Annotated in this window: 22 protein-coding genes; 8 read left to right on the forward strand and 14 right to left on the reverse strand. The window is 44.7% G+C overall.

Features of this window, described 5'->3' with window-relative positions:
- Window positions 1-20 precede the first annotated feature (20 nt).
- The 5 genes from mobQ to LI015_RS21395 form a co-directional block, all read right to left on the reverse strand.
- Window positions 21-1,601: a MobQ family relaxase gene (mobQ, locus tag LI015_RS21375; protein WP_227126352.1), complete on the reverse strand. Its 1,581-nt coding sequence runs from the start codon at window positions 1,599-1,601 to the stop codon at window positions 21-23.
- A 185-nt stretch (window positions 1,602-1,786) separates the two neighbouring features.
- Window positions 1,787-2,182 (reverse strand): hypothetical protein, encoded by a 396-nt coding sequence (locus LI015_RS21380; protein WP_117576424.1) that lies wholly within the window; start codon window positions 2,180-2,182, stop codon window positions 1,787-1,789.
- Window positions 2,183-2,474: 292 nt separating this feature from the next.
- Window positions 2,475-2,771, reverse strand: coding sequence for a DUF3847 domain-containing protein (locus tag LI015_RS21385; protein ID WP_064786540.1), 297 nt, complete (start codon window positions 2,769-2,771; stop codon window positions 2,475-2,477).
- Complete coding sequence (locus tag LI015_RS21390; RefSeq protein ID WP_227126353.1) at window positions 2,764-3,105, reverse strand: DeoR family transcriptional regulator; 342 nt, start codon at window positions 3,103-3,105, stop codon at window positions 2,764-2,766. Before LI015_RS21390 ends, LI015_RS21385 begins: the two co-directional genes overlap by 8 nt.
- Entirely contained in the window at window positions 3,102-3,290 is a 189-nt protein-coding gene (locus LI015_RS21395; RefSeq protein ID WP_064786541.1) for a hypothetical protein, read from the reverse strand. Before LI015_RS21395 ends, LI015_RS21390 begins: the two co-directional genes overlap by 4 nt.
- A gap of 482 nt (window positions 3,291-3,772) precedes the next feature.
- On the opposite strand from LI015_RS21395, the gene LI015_RS21400 reads away from it, so the two are divergent.
- Window positions 3,773-4,591, forward strand: coding sequence for a helix-turn-helix domain-containing protein (locus LI015_RS21400; RefSeq protein ID WP_069432586.1), 819 nt, complete (start codon window positions 3,773-3,775; stop codon window positions 4,589-4,591).
- 45 nt (window positions 4,592-4,636) lie between these two features.
- Here LI015_RS21400 and LI015_RS21405 read toward each other — a convergent pair whose 3' ends face one another.
- On the reverse strand, window positions 4,637-5,455 hold the full coding sequence (locus LI015_RS21405) for a hypothetical protein (protein WP_117576423.1): 819 nt from the start codon (window positions 5,453-5,455) through the stop codon (window positions 4,637-4,639).
- Between the two features lie 131 nt (window positions 5,456-5,586).
- On the opposite strand from LI015_RS21405, the gene LI015_RS21410 reads away from it, so the two are divergent.
- Window positions 5,587-5,910: a helix-turn-helix domain-containing protein gene (locus LI015_RS21410; protein ID WP_227126354.1), complete on the forward strand. Its 324-nt coding sequence runs from the start codon at window positions 5,587-5,589 to the stop codon at window positions 5,908-5,910.
- 72 nt (window positions 5,911-5,982) lie between these two features.
- Here the strand turns inward: LI015_RS21410 and LI015_RS21415 are convergent, their stop codons facing one another.
- From LI015_RS21415 to LI015_RS21430, 4 genes are all read right to left on the reverse strand, one after another.
- Window positions 5,983-6,891, reverse strand: coding sequence for a radical SAM mobile pair protein B (locus tag LI015_RS21415; RefSeq protein WP_118036393.1), 909 nt, complete (start codon window positions 6,889-6,891; stop codon window positions 5,983-5,985).
- On the reverse strand, window positions 6,879-7,568 hold the full coding sequence (locus tag LI015_RS21420) for a radical SAM mobile pair protein A (RefSeq protein WP_117576421.1): 690 nt from the start codon (window positions 7,566-7,568) through the stop codon (window positions 6,879-6,881). Before LI015_RS21420 ends, LI015_RS21415 begins: the two co-directional genes overlap by 13 nt.
- The gene (locus LI015_RS21425) at window positions 7,565-8,002 is read right to left on the reverse strand and encodes a radical SAM mobile pair system MarR family transcriptional regulator (RefSeq protein WP_117576420.1); all 438 of its coding nucleotides are present in this window, start codon (window positions 8,000-8,002) and stop codon (window positions 7,565-7,567) included. Before LI015_RS21425 ends, LI015_RS21420 begins: the two co-directional genes overlap by 4 nt.
- A gap of 143 nt (window positions 8,003-8,145) precedes the next feature.
- On the reverse strand, window positions 8,146-8,478 hold the full coding sequence (locus tag LI015_RS21430; protein ID WP_008373705.1) for a winged helix-turn-helix transcriptional regulator: 333 nt from the start codon (window positions 8,476-8,478) through the stop codon (window positions 8,146-8,148).
- A gap of 142 nt (window positions 8,479-8,620) precedes the next feature.
- Here LI015_RS21430 and LI015_RS21435 point away from each other — a divergent pair, with 142 nt between their 5' ends.
- Window positions 8,621-8,974, forward strand: coding sequence for a cupin domain-containing protein (locus LI015_RS21435; RefSeq protein ID WP_004614173.1), 354 nt, complete (start codon window positions 8,621-8,623; stop codon window positions 8,972-8,974).
- Between the two features lie 110 nt (window positions 8,975-9,084).
- On the opposite strand, the gene LI015_RS21440 is transcribed toward LI015_RS21435, so the two are convergent.
- Together LI015_RS21440 and LI015_RS21445 are read right to left on the reverse strand one after the other, a co-directional pair.
- Complete coding sequence (locus LI015_RS21440) at window positions 9,085-9,687, reverse strand: Type 1 glutamine amidotransferase-like domain-containing protein (protein WP_117576419.1); 603 nt, start codon at window positions 9,685-9,687, stop codon at window positions 9,085-9,087.
- A 51-nt stretch (window positions 9,688-9,738) separates the two neighbouring features.
- Complete coding sequence (locus LI015_RS21445; protein WP_227126355.1) at window positions 9,739-10,122, reverse strand: TnpV protein; 384 nt, start codon at window positions 10,120-10,122, stop codon at window positions 9,739-9,741.
- Window positions 10,123-10,526: 404 nt separating this feature from the next.
- Between LI015_RS21445 and LI015_RS28865 the strand changes: the two genes are divergently transcribed.
- Both LI015_RS28865 and LI015_RS28870 read left to right on the forward strand, forming a co-directional pair.
- Window positions 10,527-10,577: a hypothetical protein gene (locus tag LI015_RS28865; RefSeq protein ID WP_235622266.1), complete on the forward strand. Its 51-nt coding sequence runs from the start codon at window positions 10,527-10,529 to the stop codon at window positions 10,575-10,577.
- 416 nt (window positions 10,578-10,993) lie between these two features.
- Window positions 10,994-11,071: a putative holin-like toxin gene (locus tag LI015_RS28870; protein ID WP_227126364.1), complete on the forward strand. Its 78-nt coding sequence runs from the start codon at window positions 10,994-10,996 to the stop codon at window positions 11,069-11,071.
- Between the two features lie 224 nt (window positions 11,072-11,295).
- On the opposite strand, the gene LI015_RS21460 is transcribed toward LI015_RS28870, so the two are convergent.
- Both LI015_RS21460 and LI015_RS21465 read right to left on the reverse strand, forming a co-directional pair.
- A complete protein-coding gene (locus LI015_RS21460) occupies window positions 11,296-12,324 on the reverse strand; it encodes a DUF4868 domain-containing protein (RefSeq protein WP_227126356.1) in 1,029 nt (342 codons plus the stop codon).
- A 19-nt stretch (window positions 12,325-12,343) separates the two neighbouring features.
- Window positions 12,344-12,982, reverse strand: a complete 639-nt coding sequence (locus LI015_RS21465; protein ID WP_227126357.1) for a hypothetical protein — start codon at window positions 12,980-12,982, stop codon at window positions 12,344-12,346.
- Window positions 12,983-13,247: 265 nt separating this feature from the next.
- Here LI015_RS21465 and holA point away from each other — a divergent pair, with 265 nt between their 5' ends.
- The 3 genes from holA to LI015_RS21480 are packed head-to-tail and all read left to right on the forward strand — an operon-like array spanning window position 13,248 to window position 15,463.
- The gene (gene holA, locus LI015_RS21470; protein ID WP_002569429.1) at window positions 13,248-14,228 is read left to right on the forward strand and encodes a DNA polymerase III subunit delta; all 981 of its coding nucleotides are present in this window, start codon (window positions 13,248-13,250) and stop codon (window positions 14,226-14,228) included.
- A 20-nt stretch (window positions 14,229-14,248) separates the two neighbouring features.
- Window positions 14,249-14,821 (forward strand): TIGR01440 family protein, encoded by a 573-nt coding sequence (locus LI015_RS21475; RefSeq protein WP_002571204.1) that lies wholly within the window; start codon window positions 14,249-14,251, stop codon window positions 14,819-14,821.
- Window positions 14,822-14,878: 57 nt separating this feature from the next.
- Window positions 14,879-15,463, forward strand: coding sequence for a cytidylate kinase-like family protein (locus LI015_RS21480; protein ID WP_002569427.1), 585 nt, complete (start codon window positions 14,879-14,881; stop codon window positions 15,461-15,463).
- Window positions 15,464-15,521 lie beyond the last annotated feature (58 nt).

The raw sequence follows: 15,521 nt of genomic DNA on the forward strand, positions 1-15,521 counted from the left end.
TTGAAAATGGCAAGTGCCTGTTAAAGTTCCATATCCTGTTGTCTGTGTTTCGTCTGCGCCGGGGCGGTTCTTTGTGCTTTTTTCTCGTCTGCCTTATCCTGCAAGACTTCCTTGATAGGCTGCTTCCTGGGCGGCTCTTTGCTTTCCTCTGTACCGGGTGTGGCTTTCCGTACCCAGTAGCGGATGTCCCGCAGCTTCTTCAAATCCTCCTGTACCTCGGTCAGCGGTACTTTCAGCTCTGCGATTTCGCTAAGAAGCTTTTCCTGCTCCTGTTGCAGCTCATTTTTCGTTTTATCCTTATCGTCCGGGTGCTTGACAAGATAGGCGGTGGCTTTCGCATACCGGGCAACCTCCGGGTGTTCCTGTTTGAATTTTTCCTTTGTTTTCTTAAAAAATATCTTCTGGTACTTCTCATAGACAGCCTTACATTCTTTGCAGTCTGTCCGGCTGGCAAGAATCCCGTCAATCACTTTGCTTCGGGCTTCCTTTGGCTTCATCTGATTGCGGTAATCTGCGGCTGATTTCCCGGAGGATTCCAGAAATGCTTCTAAGTCCTCCACAGTGGAAAGCCCCTTTTGCCGGAGATAGGACAGGGCTTCGCTGACTGCCTTTAAGTCCTGTGAAGTCCCCCGGTTCTGTCCAGCCCTTGTCCAGTCCTTCCGTTCTTCCTTTCGTATCGCCATATACTTCATCAGCAGATTGGGAAGAAGTGTTGCTTCCTCCGCCGCCTTTTGTGCAAGCAGCTCTTTCCGTTTTTCGCCCAGCTCGGTAATCCAGCCTTTGAGGTTTTGGATAAGCTGCCGGATGGACTTCATCAGATTGTTGGCAGCTCTGATTTCCCGGTTCAGGTTTCCGATATTCGTCTGGATACCACGCTTTTCCATCTGCCGGACAGCAGCCCCCTCATGGACAGTAGGGACAACATCAAGCCCCTGTCTGGCATAGGAACACAAGTCCACACGCTCCGGGCGGTTATTAGCTTCCAGATAGCGGTTCTGGATAACCTCCCATTCATGCCGCCAGATTTCACAATACTTCTGGTCGTTCCAGTCAACCGTATCCTCCTTGTGACTTTTCCACCTGCCGGACGGCAGCTTTATCCGTTCCCCGTTTTCATCAAGGTCATAAACCTTGCGGCTCTTGGGAAGCCATTTTCCATGTTCGTCCATTGCCCTCATAGTGAGCAGGACATGGGCGTGGGGGTTGTGTCCCGGCGGATGGGGGTCATGGATGGCAAAGTCAGCAATCATGCCTTTGGAAACAAACTGCTGTTCACAAAACTCCCTGACAAGGACAGCGTACTGGTCGGGTGGTATCTCTCTTGGGATGGTAAGCACCCACCTCCTTGCAAGCTGGGAGTTCCATTGCTTTTCCACCGCTTCGGCGGCGTTCCATAGGGTATTGCGGTCTGCATACTCCGGCGGGGCATTTGCCGGGAGCAGGATTTCATTGTGGACGATGCCACGCTTTTCCGGGTAGTGCTTCACTTGCTGGTCGTATTCACAGAACAGCTTTTCGCCACTCTGGTAAGCAGCGGCGGCAACCGCAGACTGTCGCTGGCTGCGCTGCACAATCGTGATTTCATTGTGTGGACAGGGCATTTCGTGTCCCTCCTTTCTACGCTTGGTGGATGGGGTGGCGTTTTACCACCTCATTTGGGGCAAAAAAAAGCAGGAGACCTTTTTTCAGATTTCCTGTTCGGTGTGCCGCTGTGTGGGCGGCGGGTATTTAGTTGTAAAAGTTCGGGGCAAGTTGACCCGATGTGTGTGGAATAACAAACTGGGAATTATTTAATTTTCTGTGTACCTAATTGTAATTGTTCAACTGCTATTTTTGCTTTATTGTCATCTTCCTTTTGAAGATTTTCTATTTCTGAACTCCGAATAGTCAAAATGATTTCGTCCCCCACCTGTAAATCATCAAGTGTTATATCTATAACATCTTGTGTATCATAATTACAATAAATCATAGGAATTTGGGAACAATCAATAAGGCAATCATCCCCTAAAACACCTTCTTCTCCGCTATCTTTTGTGGTTATGATTTTATTTTCTTTATCAATTTCTGTTATTATCGCATTGACACCTAAAGTAAGTGGTTCGTTTGTTTGTTGTCCAGAACACGCAACTAAAGTAAACGCACAAATGAATATACATAATGCCATTATCATTTTTTTCATCATAAGTTCCTCCAAATTCCGATTTGTTGTCATCTTCATTATACTTCATTGGCTATCGAAAAGATAGCATATTTTATGAAATTTGTCGGCTGGGAACAGCTTGCAAGGCAAGGTGTCCCCAGATGGCAAGTCCACAAAAGGGTAGCTGGCGGCAGCCAGCGCAGGGGAAGCGTAGCGTCCCCTGTTTGATTTGGAGCAGACCATGACTGCGGAAAATCACAGTCCTCCGGCGAGGAGCCTTCGGAGAACGCAATGCACCAACCTCTGGGTGGTGTATAATTGCGCCCTTAGTAAACTAAGGGGTTTCCGGCTTCTCCCGTTCCAGCAGTTTTTTCAATAGTTCCTGCGTGTCCTGCCTGTGAAAAATGAGTTTCAACAACAGCATGACATCATCATCTGTCAGGCGTTCCGGCTCTTGCAGAAAACTTTCCAGCATACCGCCACGGGTACAGAGCCGGTGCGTCCGTTCCTTTCGGGTAAGCTGCTTCAACTGGTGCTGCAATACCTTTTCATCATTGATGGCTTTCCGCAGTTTCTTTTCGCTTTTCTCCAGCTCCCAGTTTAGCTTTTCCAGCTTTGAGGTATCAGGCAAGGGCAGCGTTCTCCTTTCCCGGTATCAGCACATAAATCCTGTTTGGCTCTCCAACGCCCTGACGCACCCGCATGATCAGTCCGGCGGTTTCCAGTTCATTCAGAGAACGCTTGACCGTCATGGGGCTGCGGGACAGGACTGCGGCAATGGCTGTGACAGGGAAGCAGACAAACAGGATTCCGTTCTCGTCCTCTTGCCCTTTGGATAGCATAGCGTCCAGCATCCGGCAGTACATGACCTTTGCGGTGCTGCTAACTGGAAATCCTGTCAACGCTCTGGGAAATGGCATACATGGCGGCAGTGGTGTGTCTATCGTCATAAATTCAAAATTCATTCTGTGTGTTCCTCCTTTTTCTTTCCTCGTTTGGATAAATAACGGGGGCAGTCAATCACAACCGCCCGGAAGCTCTGCTTGCACCCATGCTGGCATTTCCGGCATAATTCGTTGTAAGTGACACGCCCCCGGTCATTGAGGTAAAAGGAAAGCTCATACTTCCTCTTTTTGCTCATTCTCGGCATATTGCGCTTCCTCCCGTTTTAGTGTATGGTTTCGGGGCGATTTTCGGCAAAATTACAGCCATAGAGCCGCCTAAAATCTCCCGAAGTATCAGCGATAGGGTAGACTGTCCCCCTATCAGATTGTCGTGTTTCGGTATCATTTCGGTGTCAGTTCGCCAGTTCTCCCCGGTGTCGTTCCTCCCCTGAATCTCACAGCGGCGTATCGCTCCCTTTGGTACGCTCGTTTCGGTCCGGGTTCCCCCACATCCCTGCCAAAAGTCATGGCGCTACATCGCCGGGGAAGCATATCCCACACAGGCTGGTCATTCGATTGGAATAATCCATCGATGAACTACCTGTATCATAGAACATTTTTGTGCCCTGTGCCGTATGTCCACAAAGTAGGAATTAAGGGTAAAAATCAGAAATTTCCACGATTGCGGAAATAGTATGTTATAATAAATCCAGCGGACATATATGCCGCTGGAAAGGGGCTGAACCTTATGAAGTGCAATGTTTCCATTCCCGAAAGAATGAAAGATTTACGGGTGGAGCGTCATTTAAGTTTGGAAGAACTGGAAGCTGCCGTTGGCATTTCAAAATCTGCTCTCGGAAGTTATGAATCAACAGAGGGCTGCAAGGAAATCAACCACGGAAGTATCTTAAAACTGGCAGACTTTTATCAGGTGTCCACCGATTATCTGCTTTGCAGGACAGACAACCGCAATCCAGAAAATATAGAACTTACGGAGCTGCATATCAATGATGAAGTTGTGGAACTTCTGAAAAGCGAACGCTTCAACAACCGGCTGCTGTGTGAGATTATCTCCCATGAAAAATTCCGGGAACTGCTGGCAGACGCAGAAATCTATGTGGACGGGATAGCAACCATGCGTTTCCATGACATGAACAGTTCGCTGGCTGCTGTGCGGGCTATGATACTGGAAGCACATCCCGAAGCGGCGGCAGACCGGGCAATCAAAGTATTGGAAGCCTGTCAGGTAGAGGAAGAAGATTTTTTCTGCCATGTGACACATAAAACATGGGACACCATTCTCCATGACATACGCAAGGCACACGAAAATGACAGTGAAAGTGCGCCGGATACCACGCCCGCCGATGAGCTGATCCGGGAAGTCCAAAAGGCTATGCAATCGCCGGGGGACAGGGTGCAGCAATTTACAGAGATATTCTGCAAGGCGTTCCAGCTTAAATATAAGCGGCTCTCGGAAGAAGAACGCACCACCTTGAAAAAGCTGTTCCGCAAGTCCCCGCTTATCAAACACTCCGGCATGAATTTCCGGCGCAGACCTTGGAAATGAAAACTGCCGTTGTGGGAATGGGTGTTCCTACAACGGCAGCGTCTTTTATTCGCCGGTATATGCAATTTCTATTTCATAGCTGCCATCCTCATAGTAAGTGTGGAAAGCATAGTCCCCGATTTGCAAGCCCCCTTCTGTGACAGGGTAAAAGGTCTTTTCCTCTGCGTCATAAATCACAGCTTCGTCTATAAATTCATCTTCAACAATAGTCAGGATTTCCCGGATACAATCATCACAAAAATGTGTTTTCATTTTGTGGGCGCTCACAATGCCCCGTCCCCGGTCAATGGAAGCGGTAGCGCTGCCGCTATTGGGATTTGACATCATCATTAAGTGAGCTTCGCTGATTTCATCATATCCAGAGGTAATCATTGTGCTGCCTCTTTCCCGTTGGCTCTCAATCGGCTCGGTATTATCGAATATTTCCAACCCATAGGCTGCACCGGTATTTAGGAAAACCAGATTGATACGCTCCGGTAGCTCCCGTTCCAGACAGCAACCGTCAGCCGTATTCGGGATATAGCGGATAAGGTTTTCAACATCCTGTCCATACTGGCTGTACACCAAATCATGCCGGATGGTTTGAGCAATTTCCTCATATTCATCATCAGTGGCGGTTGCCATGTAAGTAACAACTGTCCCTAAAAATTCTTCCATATCTTTCTGGTTTTGATGGTTCGTCCATATATTCCCGGCTATAATACCGATTGAGAAAAGTCCAAATGTAGCAACCCCTATCATAAAACCGCCATAAAGCAGGGAACGCTTGTCATGCTGGCTTAAATGTTTTTTATTCATGTCCAGTTCATCATCTTCCCAGAAATCCAGCCAACAGTCCCGCATTTTTCTCCATATATTCTTCATATCCGTACCCTCCAATAAGCCACAAGCTAATATCTTATAGTCTAACAGAAGCTATTGAAAACGGCAATCATATTATAGTCTTAAAGAGTACAAAATGATAACTGATAGCTAATAAACAGATAGGTGGGACTATGGAAAAGAACGGATTAGGAAAGCGTATCAACGCAGTAAGGAAAGACCAGGGCTTAACTGCTGACCGTCTTTCGGAAATGTGCAATATCAACGCTACTTATCTCCGGCAGATTGAGGGCGGCGTAAAAATGCCCAGCCTGTCGGTATTCATAGACATTTGCAAGGCTCTGAAAATCTCGCCTGATTATCTTCTACAAGACGAACTGGAAGAAAACGAAATCAGTACTATCCGGGAAATAGAAGCACTCTGGAAAGATACTTCTCCCAGCAAACAGGAGCTTGCATTTGCCATGATAAAAGCGGTGTTGGAGTATAAGGAATAACAGAACAGCCAGCCGGAATCGGCTGGCTGAATCTCTTTCATGGATAAGTTTATCTGTCCGATAAACTGAAAGTTAGCGATTTCTTTTTCCGGTATTCTCTGTCCCACGGATTTCCTCATGATAGAAATAATCTACGATCACCGGATGTCCCTGCGGGACTCTGCCATAAGGCATTTCATTATCCACAAAGGCACAATCATACTTCTTAGCCATTTTCTCAGCTTTTACTTCAAGCGCTTCAAAGTAGCTGCGGTTATGCTTGTTATAGATCTCATCGTAAAGCGGTACAAGGTCAGGATATTTTCCGGCGATATAATCCATAACCGTCTTCTTGAAGCCGCCCCGAAGATTGAGGTTTTCGAGCCAGAACAGATCACACTGATCCTTTACCCGCTCAAAGATGGCTTCAAAATCCGTGATACCGGGGAATACCGGAGATACGAAACAGACTGTACGGATACCTGCATCATATACTTGCTTCATAGCAGCGATGCGCCGCTCAATGCTCGAAGCAGAGTCCATATCGTTCTTGAAATTTTCATCCAGTGTGTTGATCGACCATGAAACGGTCACTCGTCCAAGCTTCTTCAGCAGATCAATATCCCTTACCACAAGATCAGACTTTGTGCAGATCAGAATATCTGCGTCACTGCTAATCAACTGCTCCAGAAGTTTTCTGGTATTCCCGAATTGCTCCTCCTGTGGATTGTAGCCATCCGTCACAGAACCAATGACCACCCGCTGTCCGGCATATTTCTTCGGATTTTTAATTTCCGGCCAATGCTTCACATCAAGGAAAGTACCCCATTCCTCCGTGTGTCCGGTAAAGCGCTTCATAAAAGAAGCATAGCAATACTTGCAGGCATGTGTACAGCCTACATAGGGATTGACCGAGTAACCGCCTACCGGCAGACTGGACTTGGTCATGATGTTCTTTGTTTCCACCTCACGAATGAGGATTCCATTTATTACTTCTGCCATGATCTCTGTACCTCTAACACTTTATTAAATTCTTCCGGCATTTCCTGAATCATATTTTCATCCCCTATGATAGGGACAAGGTCTTCCTTCATAAACACCGGAATGCCGAGCGTATGTGCCTGGTCTGTCAAAGACCATGCCCACTCCGGCTCCGTATGAATCTTCCTGCTCTGAGCCCCGGTCATAGTTCCGACAACGATCCAGTTGATTCCGGAAAGGTCAACTGTACCGGGATCGTCGAATAACGGTTCAAAGGTAACATGGTAATGCTTTGCTCTGATGTTTTTCCGAAGGGCGTCGATACGCCACAGTTCGGCTTTTCTCGTCACCGTAACGCCAAACCATGCGTTTTCCAGATCGGTATCAAAATCCAGCAGATCGGGGCGCTTGGTAAGAAACAAGAACTGATGCTGTGGATTTTCATAGATCTTTGCAAATACCTCGTCTCTCCATTCCGGCTTCCATCCGGAGAGATCACTCATGCCGGTAAGAAGAAAGTTTTGCGGACGTTTCTTTTCCATCATCTTGAGCTTACCCGGAAAGAACTCAGGATCAGCGAAGTCATCGATCATATGCCAGCGTTTCACATTGTTGCGGGCATAGCAATATGTACACCCCACTGTGCAGCCGATGACGATATTCATGTTCTGAATCTGATCTTTGATACAAATACTCATGACTTCTGCCACTCCTCAAGATTCTTTCTGATGCGGTCGAGGCATTCCTCAAACTGGGTAATTTCTTCCTTTGAAAAACCTTTGTAGTAAATATTTCCCATCTCATCAGATACAGAATCATACTCGCCCTTTAAGGTATGTGCTTTCTCAGTCAGAAACAGGAGTGTTTTCCTTTTGTCCGTTTCAGACTGAACACGGCTTATCAGCCCTTGATTTTCCATTCTTTCCAGCATCGTAGTAAGAGATGTTATCGCTAATCCGCATTTAGTCGAGAGTGACCTGATTGAGATACCATCCTCCTGCCACAGCACATAAAGAATACGTCCCTGGGCTCCATTAAACGCATCAATATTCTTTTCACTGAGAATCTTCTCGAAAATCCGGTCTCCAAGCTGTTTTATTTTGGTGACAAGAAATCCTCCATTCATTTCCATTCAAAAGCTCCTATATAGTAGTTTATTAAAAACATACTATATAGGAGCTTTATTGTCAAGAGTTTATATGTCTTAATAGGTAAATTCCGTTTTTTTCAATTCTCCAAACTGTGATTGTTCGATCTTTTCAAATACTAACGTCCTTAATTCTGTTCAATAATTGATTTATAGTAGTTACCAAAGTCAGCAAGTGAATTAACAATTGGAAGCATTTTTGTTCCGAGTTCCGTTAAGCCGTATTCAACTCTCGGTGGCTGCTCATGGTAATCGTGGCGATATGCCAGCCCATCACTCATCATTTGTCTTAAACTATCTGTTAAAACCTTTTGTGAAATACCATCTATACTTCGTTGTAGCTCATTGAATCTCCATGGACGCTCTTTCAAGTTACGCAAAATCAGCAGTTTCCATTTTCCTCCGATAAGAGATACTGCTGTTGCAACCGGGCATTCCGGTAATTCTTCTTTTGCTCGCATAATTCTCACCTCCGAGTCTATTGTAACACATTCATTTTTGAGTGTACAGTTACAAAAAGGTGCGTACTTGTTTTTGTATGTGTCTCACACTATACTAATACCAAGCAACCAGAAACTACAAATTAACTATGGAGGTATTATTATGGCAAATTACACAAAAACAACTATTGGAAAGGAAAACCGAATTGAGCTACATGAAAAGTTGTCTTTAACAGGTGCAGAAATCAGTTTAAACGAACTACCTGCAGGAGCAAATGTCCCATTTGTTCATTCTCATAAAGAAAATGAAGAAATCTATGGAATTCTTTCAGGTAACGGCAAAGCCATAATTGATGGAGAAGAAATTAGCCTTTCAACTGGAGACTGGCTAAAAATCGCACCTGCTGCAAAGCGTCAGTTTTTTGCATCCGATATTTCTGGAATTACTTATATCTGCATTCAGGTAAAAGAAAATTCTCTGGAACATTTTACAGCAGAGGATGCCGTAATCGGCTAATTAAAAGTATTTATTTACAAAAATGCACAGTTCACGATAAGCTAAGAACTGTGCATTTCTTTTTTGTTCAATATTACGTTTTCTCAATTTTTCAAACAAGAATTTTCAAATTAGTCTTTGCAAATAACCTTTGAACCTTCACCATCAATTACAATTCCCTGACGGTTGTTAATTGGGCATAGATTCAAATCCGAAAATTCAGTCATTATTTTCTCAGTAACTTTCTTAAATGGTGCTGTAAGATAATGCGGAAGAACATAGAAATCAATCAAATCAAGCCCTGCATCATCTTCTTGTGAGTAGTCCTCCGGCTTTTCATCCATTTGCTGGATATATTGGATGCTTGGAGCGCATATAATTGCGCCTGCCGACTCGCCAATCATCAATTTTCCATTTGCCAATTCCTTTTTCAGCAGCCCATCAGTTCCCGTTTTACGGAGACGGTCCATAAGAAAAAAAGAATTTCCGCCGGTAAAATATATCACATTTGCATCTTCAAAAACAGACTGTATCGTTGAATAAGCCTCCGTTGAAATATCAATTTCAGTTACGATTGCTCCCAACTTTTTGAATAATTTTCGAGCCGAGCCGACATAACCGGTGTAGCCTTCACGCAGCGAAGCTGTTGGAATAAATGCGACTTTCTTATTTTCAATTTCTTCCTTTATCAGACTTCCTACACTTGAAAAATGCGAACATAAAAATAGTTTCATCAATATTCTCCTTTATAAATTCAAGTTTGTCATAATCATTCTACCATATCGTTATGAATAAATCATCTCATGCAAAATAATTTCTTCTGCCCGATTGTGAATGTTATTGCAACGCTGCACCCATTCCATCTGACAGATACTCTTTAATTCTTCTGTGACCCCCTCAGCAGCTTTCATCTGCTCTATGATTGTCTCTAATCGCTTTTGTGCCTGTTCGTTCAGATCTGCAAGATATGTCCATAATTCCCCTGTCAGGGTCAATGTATTCAATCTGGCTGGGTGGACTTCTCTTAAATATTCCCGGTGCATCCGTCCGTACTTTCCGATAGGGCGGTGTTCCTCCGGCAATTTCAAATCTGGTAAATAATAATCTCCATTCAGAGTGTAATGCAGTCCGTTTTTCTCTTCATAAATGTGTTTCTTTAATCCGCTCATATTTTTAATCTCCTCATTCTGGTTTGTTGTTTCTGCAAGTCTGACTCTCCAGAAATATTGGTAAATCATTGGTAAAATCGAGAATCGAACACAAGAAATGCTATTTATAGAAGTATTTAAGACGATTTAAGACTTTTTCTCACGAACAGTAAATCCTGCCGTGGCAGACGAAAAGGATTTTAATGTTATTGTTAGATTGCTTCGTCATTTACTGTATCTCCGTTACTTTTTGATAGCTAAAGTCTACTATAAGTTCATGCTTTAAACAAGGGTTTCTTTTTTATTTTCCTATTTACAGCCCGTTTACCTCTTATATAATAGAAGCAGGCAGTTCCTACTGCTGGGTGACTTCCATCTCCGAAAGGGGGTGGTATAACATGAGTACATATGAGACACTTTCTTTAATGATTGCGTTTGGGGTACTTATCGTTATGATTATAGGTACAAAAAAATAGTCACCCGCCCTCCAAAGCAAATGTGACTATTTTTTGAGTTAAAATTCTTTGGAAGCCACTCACTGGAGTGAACTGCCTTTTTTGTACCTTTATTATAAACTAAATTTAGTTTATCTGTCAATCATGATTTTTCAGCGCTTTTCTTGCATTTACTTTCGTATACACTCAATCCTATTGGAATGCTTCGTAGCATATTGCCGTGGCTGACGAAAAGGATGTTAGGTAGTATGATTTCGGTTAGTCATTCGTCAAATCTCCACTTATATTTTGTATATAGAGTTTTACTATAATTTTAAAAGGTATACAAGCGCCTCTTTTTAATTATGCCCTATGCAGTGACATTGCTTTTTTGTATAATTAGTACAGGCAGTTCCTACTGCTGGGTGACTTCCATCTCCGAAAGGAGGTGGTGTAACATGAGTACATATGAGGCACTTTCTTTAATGATAGCGTTTGGGGTACTTATCGTTATGATTATAGGTACAAAAAAATAGTCACCCGCCTCCCAAAGCAAATGTGACTATTTTTATAGATACATAAAATATTTTGGAAGCCACTCACTGGAGTGAACTGCCTTTTTTGTACCTTTATTATAAGCCAATTTCAGTTCGTCTGTCAATCATGATTTTCCAGTGTTTTTTCGTATCTCCCATAGGCTATTTCCAAAACACATATCTCAAAGGCTGCCGGAATGTTTCCATGCATATTTTCATGTGTTTTAATCCGCCCCTCCCATCCCTCCCGGAGCAGCCAGCCTTTTTACATCCGTATCAAATTCATCCCCCGTCACCAGCGAAACCGTATATCTTTCATCGAATAAATCAATCAGGTTTTCCACATCCCTAAAGGTCCTCAGATAAATCTGTCCGTCACGGATATCAAATACTCCCTGCCAGCGGGGGACTGTATTGATTATCTGTATCAGTTCCTCCGCTGTCTTTTCCACCACATGGTAGTGTTTAATCCGCATCATCTTGCGGGAATATTTAGTCTGGTTCCGCTCGATATATGCCGTTAATTTTTCACAATTAGTCACCAGACGGATATCTGAAATATCAGACACCGCTTTTTTGGCTGATGCCTTGATGAAGTCATTGAACCCGAAATGTCTTTGCATCAGGCCTATATCTTTGGTGATGATTTTGTCATCCATGACGAGCAGATCTACTTTTCTTGTGATTACAAAGAGCTGTTCCGGCATTTCCACAAAACAATCAGTCTGTTCCGTATCTAATATCCGGGCAAAAAAGTGCTGGTTTTTCTTATTGGGAATGGTGGCGGGAAGTATATACTGGTAAGCCCAGATGCTGTGAACGCCCCTTCTGAAGCGGAAGAGTATTGCATCGGCCTTGTCCCTGTCATCCATGAAGAAAGGACCCATTTGCTTTTCCGGGGTATTCAGAAGTTCAAACGGCTTATAATCGTCATTCTGTTTTATGATGTAAAAAATATTCTGATTGCCCCCTGCCTGTTCCGCCATTGCATATTCAGCCTCCTCATCAAGAAACAGATCTCTGATACTCTTGACGATGGAGTTTTGGACTTTGAGCTTAAAATCATGTTCCCTGCCAGTGGGTCCCTCATAAAAAGCGAAATGCTTCATGGGGGGCTCCCCGGTTTTCAGCATGATAAACATATCAAACCCAAATTCATCATCCGCAAACAGTTCTGTTAATGAATTTACAATTATTTCCTTTGGCGTTTTTGGGGTAGCATGGTTCGTGCTGTGTTCTCTTTTGTTTTCCATTGTATGTTTCTCCGCTGTTTCAGTTTTTATTGTACATCAGGCAGACATCATCCGATATATATTTCCATTTCACTATTTTTTTCTCTGCAATGCCTGTTCTGCACACTGCAATCATGGTTTTATCCCGGCAGCCGTCCATGACAGGATTGAGGAAGCGGAATTTATATATCCTGTAGCCCAACAGAGTCAATATGGGGTTTTGATAATATAAATGGGTGGTCCACATCAAACGGATGACCAGCCCTAAAATACCGGTAAAAATGATGAAGCCCCTTAAGGTTTCCACATCGTCCAGCAAAAGAGGCAGCACAAAGGTCATGAAAAATGTGATTCCGGAATCCGTTATCTCTTCTTCAATCACGATTTCTTCGCCTGCATCCACAAATCCGGACATCTGCATGCTCTTAAACTGCCACATGGCGGTTATGCCGTAAAGGGAGCATGCCAGTGAAATGAATGCAGCGATAAATGGACCCAGGTATGGATGGTCCCATATCCGGTTCATGACACTGAAATTCCTCTGCATCAATTCACGGATGAAATGGCATATGGATGATATCATCCTGTAATCAAAGTATCTGATAAAAATAAAAATGAACAGCGGCAGGAAGGACTGAACGATAAGCTTCCTTTTCAGTATTAAGTTTTGTTCCCCCATGGTTTCCTCTTGCCTCCTGTTTTTTGCATGAACATGATTCCTTACACCATATATATGTTCCATGATTACAGTCTACTATAAATCCGGGAGATGAACAAGGAAACTTTGAACCTTAATCAGGACGTTTCAAACACTTGGGCAGCGCTTTTCAGACACTTAAGCACCACTTTTCAAACATGCTCTAGTGACAAATCACCTTGCCCTGTGTTATACTGAAATTGGAAAACATCAGCCAATTGACGGGATATGGAAGGACGACCTTTACATGCAGACATTGAATCAGGACATAAAAGACCGTACATTTAAGCCTGTATACCTTCTGTTCGGTGAAGAGGCCTTCTTAAAGAAAAGTTATAAGAGCCGTCTGAGAGAAGCCCTTACCGACGGGGATACCATGAATTATAATTATTTTGAAGGCAAAGGGATGAATGTAAACGAAATCATCGGCCTTGCGGACACCATGCCTTTTTTTGCGGAGAAGCGCCTTATACTGATGGAGGACAGCGGATTCTTTAAAGGCGGGGCAGGAGCGGACGAGCTGACGGAGTATATGGGAGGAATCCCTGAATCCACCTGTCTTGTTTTTGTGGAATCGGAAGTGGACAAGAGGAGCAGACTATATAAGGCAGTGAAGAAATACGGCTATGCGGCGGAACTGAGCCATCAGGAACCGGCCCAGCTTGCCAGATGGGCGGCAGGCATCCTGTCTAAAAACGGCAGGAAGATTACCGGCCGCACCATGGAATTCTTTCTGAGCAAGGCTGGGGATGACATGGAGAACATCAGCTCGGAGCTGGAAAAGCTTATAAGCTATACTCTGGGCCGCGAGGTGATTACGGATGAGGACGTGGAGACCATCTGCACCACCCAGGTAACCAATAAAATATTTGACATGATAACAGCCATAGCGGCACGCCAGACCCGCAAGGCCATGGACCTCTATGAGGATCTTCTGACACTGAAGGAACCGCCCATGCGCATCCTTTTTCTGATAGCAAGGCAGTTTAATCAAATCCTTCAGGTCAAGGACCTGATGGGAAAGGGGATGGATAAAAGCACCATAGCGTCCAGGCTTAAGCTTCAGCCCTTTGTGGTGGGAAAAATCATGCTGCAGGCCAAGACATTTACCAGGGAACAGATCCTGTCCTATGTGAATCTCTGTGTGGATGCAGAGGAAGGCGTTAAGACCGGAAAGCTGCAGGACCGGCTGGCGGTGGAACTGCTCATAGCAAACAAATATGAATAAAAAAAAGAGGAATGAAGGCGATGGATATGATGGAGACAATTGAACTGGAAGATTTAAAGGCTCAGGCCAGGCAGGTGCTGGAGGAGCTTATGGAGGCGGCCCGTCTGAAGCCGGGACAGATTCTGGTGGTGGGCTGTTCATCCAGCGAGATAGACAGCTTCAAGATTGGATCCCACTCAAGCGCGGAGATAGGGATGGCTGTGTATACGGCTCTTTACCAGGAACTAAAGCCAAAGGGAATCTATCTGGCTGCCCAGTGCTGCGAACATTTAAACCGTGCCCTGATTCTGGAGGCAGAGGCAGCTCAGGCTTACGGCTATGAACCGGTGAATGTGGTTCCCCAGCTAAAGGCCGGAGGTTCTTTTGCCACGGCTGCGTATGCCACTCTGGAACACCCCGTGGCAGTGGAGCACATCAAGGCCCATGCGGGAATTGATATCGGGGATACCCTCATCGGCATGCATATGAAGGACGTGGCAGTCCCTGTGCGGATAAAGACAAAAGAGATAGGAAGCGCCCATGTGGTATGCGCCAGGACCAGACCTAAGTTTATCGGCGGTATCAGAGCCCGCTACGACGAGGAGAATATGTAAGGACCGCAGCCGGTTACTGACATAGAATATGAAAATGGGATATGAGGAGGTATGGTTATGAACAGAGCAATTACAATCAGCCGCGAGTACGGCAGCGGAGGACGGGAGATTGGCGAAAAACTGGCTCGGAGATTGGGAATTCCTTTTTATGATAAGGAATTGATAGCCATGATTGCGAAAGAAGGAAATATTGAGACTTCCGTATTAGAGGCCAACGATGAGGTGGACCCGGATTTTGATAATTATTCACCGCGGCAGGTTCCGCCGGACTACCAGATTGCCATGACCCAGCGCATTTATGCGGCCCAGGCAACCGTCATCCGCAACCTGAACGACAAGGGGCCGTGCGTTATTGTGGGGCGCTGTGCAGATGCCATACTTCCGGACGCTGTTAATATCTTTGTATTCTCAGATATGGAAAACCGTATTAACCGTATCATGTCCCTGAATCCCGGACTCACCAGAGAGGAGGCCAAGGCCAGCATCCTGGCAGTGGACAAGAGGCGCAAGGCATATCATGAATATTATTCCACCACCCAGTGGGGTGATATGGATGCATATGATATCTGCCTCAACAGCGGACTGGCAGGCGTGGAAGGATGTCTGGAAGCAGCTCTGACCTATATTAAGTATGTGAAATAATAGGTTTGTGCCAATATGTAAAACCGGTATCCGGAATAAAATGTGAAAAATCCCAGGC

The organism is Enterocloster sp. 210928-DFI.2.20 (genome assembly GCF_020554465.1).
GTDB classification, from domain to species: Bacteria; Bacillota; Clostridia; order Lachnospirales; family Lachnospiraceae; genus Enterocloster; species Enterocloster bolteae.

Coding starts and splice junctions, on each gene's coding strand:
- mobQ (WP_227126352.1), bottom strand. CDS start 1,601: ATGCCCTGTCCACACAATGAAATCACGATTGTGCAGCGCAGCCAGCGA.
- LI015_RS21380 (WP_117576424.1), bottom strand. CDS start 2,182: ATGATGAAAAAAATGATAATGGCATTATGTATATTCATTTGTGCGTTT.
- LI015_RS21390 (WP_227126353.1), bottom strand. CDS start 3,105: ATGAATTTTGAATTTATGACGATAGACACACCACTGCCGCCATGTATG.
- LI015_RS21395 (WP_064786541.1), bottom strand. CDS start 3,290: ATGCCGAGAATGAGCAAAAAGAGGAAGTATGAGCTTTCCTTTTACCTC.
- LI015_RS21400 (WP_069432586.1), top strand. CDS start 3,773: ATGAAGTGCAATGTTTCCATTCCCGAAAGAATGAAAGATTTACGGGTG.
- LI015_RS21405 (WP_117576423.1), bottom strand. CDS start 5,455: ATGAAGAATATATGGAGAAAAATGCGGGACTGTTGGCTGGATTTCTGG.
- LI015_RS21410 (WP_227126354.1), top strand. CDS start 5,587: ATGGAAAAGAACGGATTAGGAAAGCGTATCAACGCAGTAAGGAAAGAC.
- LI015_RS21415 (WP_118036393.1), bottom strand. CDS start 6,891: ATGGCAGAAGTAATAAATGGAATCCTCATTCGTGAGGTGGAAACAAAG.
- LI015_RS21420 (WP_117576421.1), bottom strand. CDS start 7,568: ATGAGTATTTGTATCAAAGATCAGATTCAGAACATGAATATCGTCATC.
- LI015_RS21425 (WP_117576420.1), bottom strand. CDS start 8,002: ATGGAAATGAATGGAGGATTTCTTGTCACCAAAATAAAACAGCTTGGA.
- LI015_RS21430 (WP_008373705.1), bottom strand. CDS start 8,478: ATGCGAGCAAAAGAAGAATTACCGGAATGCCCGGTTGCAACAGCAGTA.
- LI015_RS21435 (WP_004614173.1), top strand. CDS start 8,621: ATGGCAAATTACACAAAAACAACTATTGGAAAGGAAAACCGAATTGAG.
- LI015_RS21440 (WP_117576419.1), bottom strand. CDS start 9,687: ATGAAACTATTTTTATGTTCGCATTTTTCAAGTGTAGGAAGTCTGATA.
- LI015_RS21445 (WP_227126355.1), bottom strand. CDS start 10,122: ATGAGCGGATTAAAGAAACACATTTATGAAGAGAAAAACGGACTGCAT.
- LI015_RS28870 (WP_227126364.1), top strand. CDS start 10,994: ATGAGTACATATGAGGCACTTTCTTTAATGATAGCGTTTGGGGTACTT.
- LI015_RS21460 (WP_227126356.1), bottom strand. CDS start 12,324: ATGGAAAACAAAAGAGAACACAGCACGAACCATGCTACCCCAAAAACG.
- LI015_RS21465 (WP_227126357.1), bottom strand. CDS start 12,982: ATGGGGGAACAAAACTTAATACTGAAAAGGAAGCTTATCGTTCAGTCC.
- holA (WP_002569429.1), top strand. CDS start 13,248: ATGCAGACATTGAATCAGGACATAAAAGACCGTACATTTAAGCCTGTA.
- LI015_RS21475 (WP_002571204.1), top strand. CDS start 14,249: ATGGATATGATGGAGACAATTGAACTGGAAGATTTAAAGGCTCAGGCC.
- LI015_RS21480 (WP_002569427.1), top strand. CDS start 14,879: ATGAACAGAGCAATTACAATCAGCCGCGAGTACGGCAGCGGAGGACGG.